This window comes from Streptomyces odonnellii (assembly GCF_000981895.1).
Taxonomy (GTDB): domain Bacteria; phylum Actinomycetota; class Actinomycetes; order Streptomycetales; family Streptomycetaceae; genus Streptomyces; species Streptomyces odonnellii.
Window position 1 is genome coordinate 1 of record NZ_LATD01000497.1, and the last position, 8,527, is coordinate 8,527.

Consider the following 8,527-nt stretch of genomic DNA (forward strand, 5'->3'; position numbering starts at 1 on the left):
GGTCGGGGAAGAGGTCTGGGTCCCGGTGCATCGCGTAGGGGCTCCACATCACGTCCGTGTCCGCCGGCAGGCTGAACGGTCCGAGCTGGACGGGGGTGGTGGTGCGCCGGGTCAGGATCCATGCGGGGTTGTGGAGGCGAAGGGTTTCGTCGATGAGCCTGCGGGTGAAGGTGAGCTGGGGGATGTGGTCGGCGGTGAGCTGCTGTCCGGCGAGCACGGTGTCGACTTCGTCGTGGAGTCGGCGTTCCAGGTCGGGGTTGCGGCCCAGTTCGTGGAACATCCATGCGAGAGTGACCGCGGTGGTCTCGGAGCCGGCGGCGAGCAGGGCGGTGACTTCCGCGATGACTTCTTGGTCGGTGAGTGTCGCGCCGGTCTCGTCCTGGGTGGTCAGGAGCAGCGGCACGAGGTCGTTGTAGGTGTCGGGGTGTGCGCGGTGGTCGGCGATGATGGCCTGGATGGCATTGCTGAGCACGGTGTTGGCAGCCCAGGCGCGGCGGTTGCCGGGGGTGGGGAGGCGTTCCAGGGCGGAGATGGGCACCATGGCGTGCCGGAGGGCGGCTTTGAAAACGGTGTCGACGCCGTTGAGGATCGTCTGTGCGGGTCCGCGGTCGGGTGTGGAGGAGAACAGGGCGGCCATGACGACGCCTTGGGCGATGAGCTGCATCTCGTTGCTCACGTCGAGGGTTTCGTGGTCGCGCCAGGCTGAGAGGGAGCGCTGAGTGGTGTCCCTCATGGTGGTGCTGTAGCCGGCGACCTGTTGCCGGTGGAGGGCGGGCTGCATCATGCGGCGGCGGTGGAGGTGTTTCTTTCCCTCGGCGACCGGCAGAGGGTCTCCGCCGAAGATCTTGAGTTTGTCGAAGAGCAGCCCTTTGTTGAAGTGCTCGGACTTGCGGATGAGCATCTCACGGAGCAGTTCGTGCGAGTTGATGACGGTCAGGGACTTGGGGCCGATGGTGAGACGGAGGATCGGCCCGTGGTCGCGCAGGCGTTGGACGTAGTCCAGGCGGTTTCTGAGCAGAGGCAGGGCGTGTCCGATGAGCGGTATCCGCCCCGGGGGGGCGGCGGAGTTCGTGTGTTAGCAGTCACGTGCGTGTCCTTGTCGCATGAGGTCGGGTTCCTGGGCGGCGTGGAGGTGGGGCCGTCCCGGTGTTCACAGTCAGTGGGGGCGTGTACGCAGCAGTTCCCGTGCGGCGAGGACTTCCGCTGTGATCATCGCTTCGGGTGCGTAGAGGGTTTTGTCGTGCCACAGGGCGGGGTGCCGGTGGCCGGGGACCCGCACAGCGTCCAGGTATGCCTTGGCGCGGTCCAGGGCATGGGTGTCACGCGGCCGCTGCGCCGTGCCGCGGCCGGCGGACAGCAGGATCTTCACGGCGTATGCGGTTTCCTCGGCAGTGCCGTTCCATACGCCCCAGGAGCCGTCGGGGCGTTGGGTGTCCAGTGTCCAGGTGGCGGCGGTGTCGACGGCTGTAGCCGCGCGGCTGTAGCCGCGCCGCACGAGGGCGGTCACGCATCGCTCGGTGGCGTAGTAAGGGGATGCGTGCCACTTGTCGGGCCATGGTCCTTCGGGCTGCTGCTGGCTGATGAGCCAGTCGCTGAGTTTGTCTGCCCGGGGACCGTAGATGTGCTGTTCTTCGGGGAAGTGGTGCAGGTAGCTGATCAGGGCCTGGAGGGCGTGTGCGTTCGCGGTGATCGATCCGGTGTCCTCGCCGAGGTAGCAGTCGTAGTGGCTGCCGTTGTGGAACGTGTCGAGCGGGTGGGGGCTTTGCGGGCGGCTGGCGAGAGAGGTGACCAGCACGGCCATGGCGGTGTCGTCGGCGTCGGTCATGAGGCCGGGCGCGCCGCGCACTCCCTGGGGATCGTAGAGCTGAAGGGCCCACCTCTGGATCGTGGGCCTGACGGCGGGGGGGCAGGTGGGCGTGGGAGAGGGCGGCGGCGATCCACAGCCGTTCGAAGACGACGATGGGGGCGGCTTCGGGGAAGCGGCCCTGGTAACGCTGTGCGACGGGTTCGAGGGCCGCGATGGCCTGCGTGCGGGCGGCGGGATTCGGTGAGGCTGCCGCGCGGGCGGCGGTCGCGGCGGGCGAGCTGCCGAGGAGGCCCTGCTCGGCGGGCAGGAGCGCTTCGGGCACGTGGGCGGCTATGCCTTCGAAGGTGTGGTGGAGCTTGACGGGAAGCTGCCCGGCCGATGCGTACCGTTGGGCGACGTACTGGGGTGTCGTCGCGTGGTAGCCGTGCGGAACCACTACCCGCAGAGCGGGCCGGTCGCCTCGTAGCAATCGGCGAGTTCGTCGTACCGCGTGGCGACGGCCCGGTGGCGCTTGAGCCGGTTGATCCCGCACTCGACCGCGTGCCGCTGCTTGTAGTCGTCCTTGTCGAACGTCGGCGGCCGCCCGCCACGCGATCCACGCTTGAGGCGGTTGCGGACCCGGTCCGCCGGCACCGGGATGGTGGCCTTGATCCCGCGTCTGCGCAGATAGGAGCGATTGTGGCAGGAGTCGTACGCCTTGTCGGCCCGGACCCGGTCCGGGCGCTTACGTGGCCTGCCAAGACCCAGCCGGGGAACCCGGATGGCTTCCAGGACCGGCTCGAACTGCGGGGAGTCGCCCCGCTGCCCGGCAACGCAGGCCGAACAGACCGCGCACGGTGCGCAGTTCACTTCCGTCCGGGCGGACGGCGGCTATGAGCCGACCCTCCTCGTCGTACGAGAAGGCGGTGGTGAGGCCCAGCGGGTCGGTTCGGGTCAGCAGATTGCCGCGCGGGTCGTAGGTGCGGCGGGTGGTGTGGCCAAGGGGGTTGGCAGTGGCCAGGATCCGGCAGCGGTCGTCGATGAGGTGGCGGGTGGTGTGGCCCGACCGCGGCGAGGACGGCCTGCCGCTGGCGCTGGTCCACTCGGCGGGTCACGTAGGCATTGGCCAGTTCCTCGGCGTGGCGCTGGCGCAGATCACCAACGAGCCGCCCGCCTTTCTTGACGGGGGCAGATCGGGTTGTGTGCGCGTCAAAGCTGACTTCGGCGGTAGGTGGCGTTGGATGAGGGAGCGGCGCGCGGTGCCATGCCCCGACTGCCGGGCCGCCTGTCCCGCGCCGCCCCCGGTGCTGCTCGATGCCCCGGGCCTTACGGCGGCCGGTTCACCGTGCAGCCGTCTGAGGGCTGCTTTCGCATCGCTGGAGCCCGCAGGCCCGGATCGAGGATCTCGTGCGTCTGAGGGATCAGGGAGCCTCCCCCTGAGTGGTTGACACGCTGATACTGGATCTGCTTGATCCGGAGGAAGCGAGAAGACCGCCGATGGCGATGAAGGACTGCTCGGACGAGTTCAAGGCCAATGCCGTGGCCTTGTACGAGTCCGCACCCGGGGCAACGTACAAGAGCATCGCCGCTGACCTGGGCTCAACAGGAACACACTGCGGAATTGGGTGCTGCGGGACCGCGAACGCTGCGGCTCCGCCCGGCCACAGCCCGGGATGCCGGGACTGTGGTCCGTCCCGCGCAGGTGGTGCCGTCCGCCGGCTGACCGAGGTGTTCTTGCCGTCGGTCACCTGCGCGTCCCTCACGCTTGAAGGCGACCGGTAGCTGCTCGACCAGCTCTGGGCCTGGGAACCGGACGAGCAGCACGTCGGCCCCGTCGGAAGTCGGCTGTGTTGGCTGGTACCGCGACCGGCAAGGTCTGCCCGCCAGGAGCGTGCGTGCGGGGCTTCGAGGGGCAAACCTTGCCGGGAGGGCGTCAGTCCTCGCTGATCGACACGCCCTCGTCGTCCGAGGACTCACCGTCGATGCGGAAGTGCTTACCGGGGTCACCCGGCGCCGATGCCGTCTCCAGAGGGGGCTTCTCCTCCTCGTTCAGGTCGCCGAGGTCGTCCTCCTCCAGGTCGTCCTCGTCGACTTCGCCCGCGAGCCGCACGAGTTCGTTCTCCAGGACGTCCGGCGACGGCAAGGAGACGGCAGTGCCCTCGTCCGCCTCGGCGTCGGTCGGGAACAGCCGCGGTGGGCTCGGATCTTCGTTCATCTCGTCGCCGTACGACTGCGTCAGCTGCGCCGTCGAGAATTCCTTCTCGCGGATCGCGTGCCGGTCGACCTCCTCGTCAAGGCCGACGACCACCCCCGGCACGGCGGCGCTCAGACTGGTGACGTACTGGCGTAGCTTCGGGATGTCCAGCGAGCCGCTGGCGATCTCGGTGAGCTTCGCCTGGAGGGTTTCCGTGTCGGTGATGCCGAGTTGCTCGGCGATCAGGTGCAGGCCCTTCTCGGTGACGGTGTTCCAGAAACCGCCCGGGCGGTTGCCGAAGCAGAGCGGGAATCCGTGCAAGCGGGCCAGGCTCAGCGTCAGCCAGCACACCGTGCAGGGGCGCTTGCCGCCAGCTACGGACGCCTGGATCTTGCGGCCGCTCATGATCAGGGCGAGCACGAGGTTCTGCTCGGCGTGGGAGCCGTCGATCGGCGGGACCGCGAGAATGCGTCCCTCGTAGTCGGGGGAGGTGAGGAGCCGCGCGAAGTCCGGCGCCGGCTTCTTGGCCTTCTTCTTGGTCGGACCGGTGGCTGCGGGCGCGCCGGACGGGTTCCGGACGTCGATCACCTTCCGGGCGGCTGGATCGCCGGTCCGGGCTTTGTGCAAGGTGGCCAGGATCGCCCGCACCGGTTCGCGCTGCTCCTCGACCATCAGGCAGTCGGTGGCGAGCTGGACCAGCCGCTGCACCCCGCGGGCGGCGCGGGCGGCGTCGAAGCCCTCGGGGCGGACGTTCGTGGCCAGCGCCTCCATCAGCTCGCCGAGCTTGCGTGCCTTCCCCCGGATCTGCGCGTCGCCACCGGCCGGTATGCGCGTCAGTACCTCCGCCAGGTCGTCGATCCCGCACAGCTCCTCGAAAGCGGGCAGGTCGTTGGCGCTGACCAGGATCCGGTTGTTGACGGCCATCGCCTCGATCTCATGGGTCGGCGCCTTGCGGTCGGCCACGTAGGTAAGGAGTGACTGCGAGATGTGGTTGAGCAACTGCAGGTCCCGGCGCGCCACCTTCAGCGCCTGGCCTGAGCTGATCAGGGTCTGGTGCCAGGCGCCGGCGTGGGGGACGAGGATGAAGTCCTGCTTGTCCCGGAACTCCTGGAGGCCCTTCGTGGTCTCCTTCTTGACAAGCTTGGTCGGCGGCTCCGCCATCCGCAGCCGCGGATTCCCGAGAGTGATCACATCCCTCGGGAACAAATCGTACGCGGCGCGCCGGACGACAAGTTCCTCCCGGTCGTCGTCGCTCTCCAGCAGTGTCCACAGCGCCTCGGCCCGATCGGCCACGTACTCCCGTACCGACCTCGGCAGCGTCTTGGGAAGCAGACTCAAGGTCCGCGCCGCTGCGGGCGAGAGGCCGCCGGGCGCGGCTGTCTTCGGGCGCTTGGCCGGCTTGACCACGGACTGGTTCGAGTCCAGCGCCTTGCGCTTCTTCTCTTTCTGAACCTGCGGCTCCTGCGGTGTCGCCATCGTCCCCCCTGCGCAACGTCCAACTGGTATAAATTCGGCCCGCGTCGGCCAAGTTCCGTCATCAGGCTGGCAGATATCACATGCCACGGCGACCGGTTCGACCGAAGTGAAGCCGGTCTGGGCGCAAACCGGTGAAATGTCGCGTCAGTCTATGCCCGGGCGATGAGGGAAGCCGGAGTCGAACAGCTCGCGATGCGCGCGGCCGGTCTGTCACCCCAGAGCATGCGTCACGTACTGGACACGATCAACCATGTGCGGGCGCTGGAGGGACTGCCGGACATTGAGGACTGAGGGCTCCGGTGCGGACCCGACCGGGCGCTGGAGCGGCCGAACGTGTCCGTACTGGTCGCGCACCTGTGTGTGGTCGGGCTCCTCGTGTGCCAGCAGCTCGTGCTCACCTCTTGCCGAACAGATCAGCAACGTCCTGGCAGCGATGCACACCGACACGAGCCGGTGAGCGAGCCTGCCGACTACGCCGAGACCCACAGCGCCGGCGGTCCCCCGCCGACGATGTCCGCGCCCTGCCCGCCTGGCGCCTCGAACTCCCCGCCCCACGCCACCGGGCACTCCGGGACCACCGGATCGGCATCTGGCCCGACGACCCGCACTGCCCCGTCGACACAGAGACCCGACAACTCCTCCACCACGTCGAGGAGTTCCTGCGCCGCGTGCGCATTTCCATCAGCGGGAAACGATGGCCGTTGGCCAGTGGCCGGTCGGCGACCGTGCGCTGGAGGACGATCCCCCAGCAGCGGGAGTTCGCCACCAAGGGCGACCTGGCCAAAGCCATGGTGGTGCGGGCCCTGGCCTCGCCGCTGCCCATCGCCTGGGTGACCGCAGATTCGGCCTACGGCCAGGAACGGCGCTTCCGCCGCATGCTCGAGGAGGTCGGCGTCGGCTACGTCCTGGCGGTTCCGAAGTCCCAGCACGTCACGGCCTGGGCCGCATCGACTTCGCCATCGCCCAGGCACCCGACGAGGTGTAGGAACGCCACTCCTGCGGCGACGGCGCAAAGGGCCCACGCGTCTACGACTGGGCAGCCGCCCGCCTGCCCGCCATCGACGACTTCGACGGCGACACGCCCACCCACCACCGGTGGGTCCTGGCCCGACGCAGTCTGGCCCGCCCCGACGAGATCGCCTACTACCTCGCCTACGCACCCGCCGGCACCACCTCGGCCGAGATGGTCCGCATCGCCGGCACACGCTGGGCGATCGAGGAAGCCTTCCAGGCCGCCAAGAACGAATGTGGCCTGGACCAGTACGAAGTCCGCCGCTACCCGGGCCGGGCTGGTGCCGGCACATCACCCTGGCCATATTCGCCCACGCCTACCTCGCCGCGATGGCCGCACAAGCCAGCCCGAACGGGGCTGCAGAAACGGTTCCGGCACTCTCACACCGCTCACCGTGGCAGAAATCCGGCGACTCCTGGCAGCTTGCCCCCGTTATCTTCTTCGCGGTCCTGCAAGAGGGCCGCTGGCCTCCGGGCCCGGCATGACTGTGTCCCCCTGTCGAACGCATGACCTGGGGGGTGGTGTCACCGGGCCCGGAAGGTGCCGTCGGAGACGCTGATGAGAGGTCCGGCCACCGTCCGGTCCGGCGCAACGCCGGGCAGTTCGCGGGCGGCAGGTCTGCATAACGTGGATGCGCGAGTACGACACCGATGTCAGGGCCAGTTGCACCGAAGGAGTTGAGAGCACGATGTTCGACACCGGCGACGTGGGCGTGTTCCTCGGCCTGGACGTCGGCAAGAGCGCCCATCACGGGCACGGGCTGACCCCGGCCGACAAGAAGGTCTTCGACAGGCAACTGCCCAACAGCGAGCCCAAGCTGCGGGCTGTCTTCGACAAGCTGGCCGCCAAATTCGGCACCGTCCTGGTGATCGTGGACCAGCCGGCCTCGATCGGAGCCCTGCCGCTGACGGTCGCCCGGGACGCGGGCTGCAAGGTCGCCTACCTGCCCGGACTCGCGATGCGGCGGATCGCCGATCTCTACCCGGGCGAGGCGAAGACCGACGCGAAGGACGCCGCGGTGATCGCGGACGCCGCCCGCACCATGCCCCACACCCTGCGCTCGCTGGAGCTGACCGACGAGATCACCGCCGAGCTCACCGTGCTGGTGGGTTTCGACCAGGACCTCGCGGCCGAGGCCACCCGCACCTCCAACCGGATACGCGGCCTGCTCACCCAGTTCCACCCCAGCCTCGAACGCGTCCTCGGGCCCCGGCTCGATCACCAGGCCGTTACCTGGCTCCTTGAACGCTACGGCTCCCCGGCCGCCCTGCGAAAAGCCGGACGCCGCAGGCTCGTCGAAGTCGTCCGGCCCAAAGCACCCAGGATGGCCACCCGCCTGATTGACGAAGTCGTCGACGCACTCGACGAACAGACCGTCGTCGTCCCCGGCACGGGCACCCTCGACATCGTGATCCCGTCTCTGGCCCGCTCGCTCGCCGCCGTCCACGAACAGCGCCGGGCTCTGGAGGCCCAGACAGGGGCCCTGCTGGAGGCTCACCCTCTTTCCCCGGTCCTGACCTCGATTCCGGGGGTCGCGGTCAGGACCGCCGCCACCTTGCTGGTCACCATCGGCGACGGCACCAGCTTCCCCACCGCCGCCCACCTCGCCTCCTACGCCGGCCTCGCCCCCACGACCAAGTCGTCGGGCACCTCGATCCACAGCGAACACGCACCCAGAGGCGGCAACCGGCAACTCAAACGCGCGATGTTCCTGTCCGCGTTCGCCGCCCTGCACGATCCCGCCTCCCGCACCTACTACGACCAATGCCGAGCCCGCGGAAAGACCCACACACAGGCACTCCTCCGCCTCGCCCGCCACCGCATCAGCGTGCTCTTCGCCATGCTCCGCGACGGCACCTTCTACGAACCCAGAACCCCACGCCTCACTTGACCAAGGACATAGAGGCACGTTATCTGCTCCACGACGGTGCCGACTCGCTCCAGGGTCCACAGGTCGGCCTCGAAACCATGAGCCTGGGCACCTCGCGCCAACGCGGCCCGGACGGTCTCGACCTGGGCGTCGTCCAGCTTGGGCGGGCGACCGGTGGCCGCACGCCGC

At 68.9% G+C, this 8,527-nt stretch carries 7 protein-coding genes and 1 pseudogene; 3 read left to right on the forward strand and 5 right to left on the reverse strand.

Annotated features, from left to right (window positions below; translation table 11 throughout):
• The 4 genes and pseudogenes from WH07_RS33820 to WH07_RS33835 all read right to left on the reverse strand — a co-directional run.
• Nucleotides 1–1,045, reverse strand: a 1,045-nt coding sequence (locus WH07_RS33820) for a cytochrome P450 (RefSeq protein ID WP_046508658.1), incomplete at its 3' end; no start/stop codon positions are given.
• A 111-nt stretch (nt 1,046–1,156) separates the two neighbouring features.
• Nucleotides 1,157–1,825, reverse strand: coding sequence for a prenyltransferase/squalene oxidase repeat-containing protein (locus WH07_RS36515; RefSeq protein ID WP_052744651.1), 669 nt, complete (start codon nt 1,823–1,825; stop codon nt 1,157–1,159).
• A gap of 417 nt (nt 1,826–2,242) precedes the next feature.
• Nucleotides 2,243–2,617 (reverse strand): annotated as a pseudogene (locus tag WH07_RS33830) (transposase); the annotation flags it as partial.
• Between the two features lie 1,102 nt (nt 2,618–3,719).
• Nucleotides 3,720–5,456, reverse strand: coding sequence for a hypothetical protein (locus tag WH07_RS33835; RefSeq protein WP_046508652.1), 1,737 nt, complete (start codon nt 5,454–5,456; stop codon nt 3,720–3,722).
• A gap of 162 nt (nt 5,457–5,618) precedes the next feature.
• On the opposite strand from WH07_RS33835, the gene WH07_RS41880 reads away from it, so the two are divergent.
• Nucleotides 5,619–5,747 carry a hypothetical protein gene (locus WH07_RS41880; protein ID WP_269801410.1) on the forward strand — a complete coding sequence of 43 codons (129 nt, stop codon included), beginning with the start codon at nt 5,619–5,621 and terminating at the stop codon, nt 5,745–5,747.
• 179 nt (nt 5,748–5,926) lie between these two features.
• Here WH07_RS41880 and WH07_RS40090 read toward each other — a convergent pair whose 3' ends face one another.
• The gene (locus tag WH07_RS40090) at nt 5,927–6,103 is read right to left on the reverse strand and encodes a hypothetical protein (RefSeq protein WP_157877486.1); all 177 of its coding nucleotides are present in this window, start codon (nt 6,101–6,103) and stop codon (nt 5,927–5,929) included.
• 78 nt (nt 6,104–6,181) lie between these two features.
• Here WH07_RS40090 and WH07_RS42290 point away from each other — a divergent pair, with 78 nt between their 5' ends.
• Together WH07_RS42290 and WH07_RS33845 are read left to right on the forward strand one after the other, a co-directional pair.
• The gene (locus WH07_RS42290) at nt 6,182–7,027 is read left to right on the forward strand and encodes a transposase (RefSeq protein WP_408645980.1); all 846 of its coding nucleotides are present in this window, start codon (nt 6,182–6,184) and stop codon (nt 7,025–7,027) included.
• A gap of 129 nt (nt 7,028–7,156) precedes the next feature.
• Entirely contained in the window at nt 7,157–8,359 is a 1,203-nt protein-coding gene (locus WH07_RS33845) for an IS110 family RNA-guided transposase (RefSeq protein ID WP_046508656.1), read from the forward strand.
• Nucleotides 8,360–8,527 lie beyond the last annotated feature (168 nt).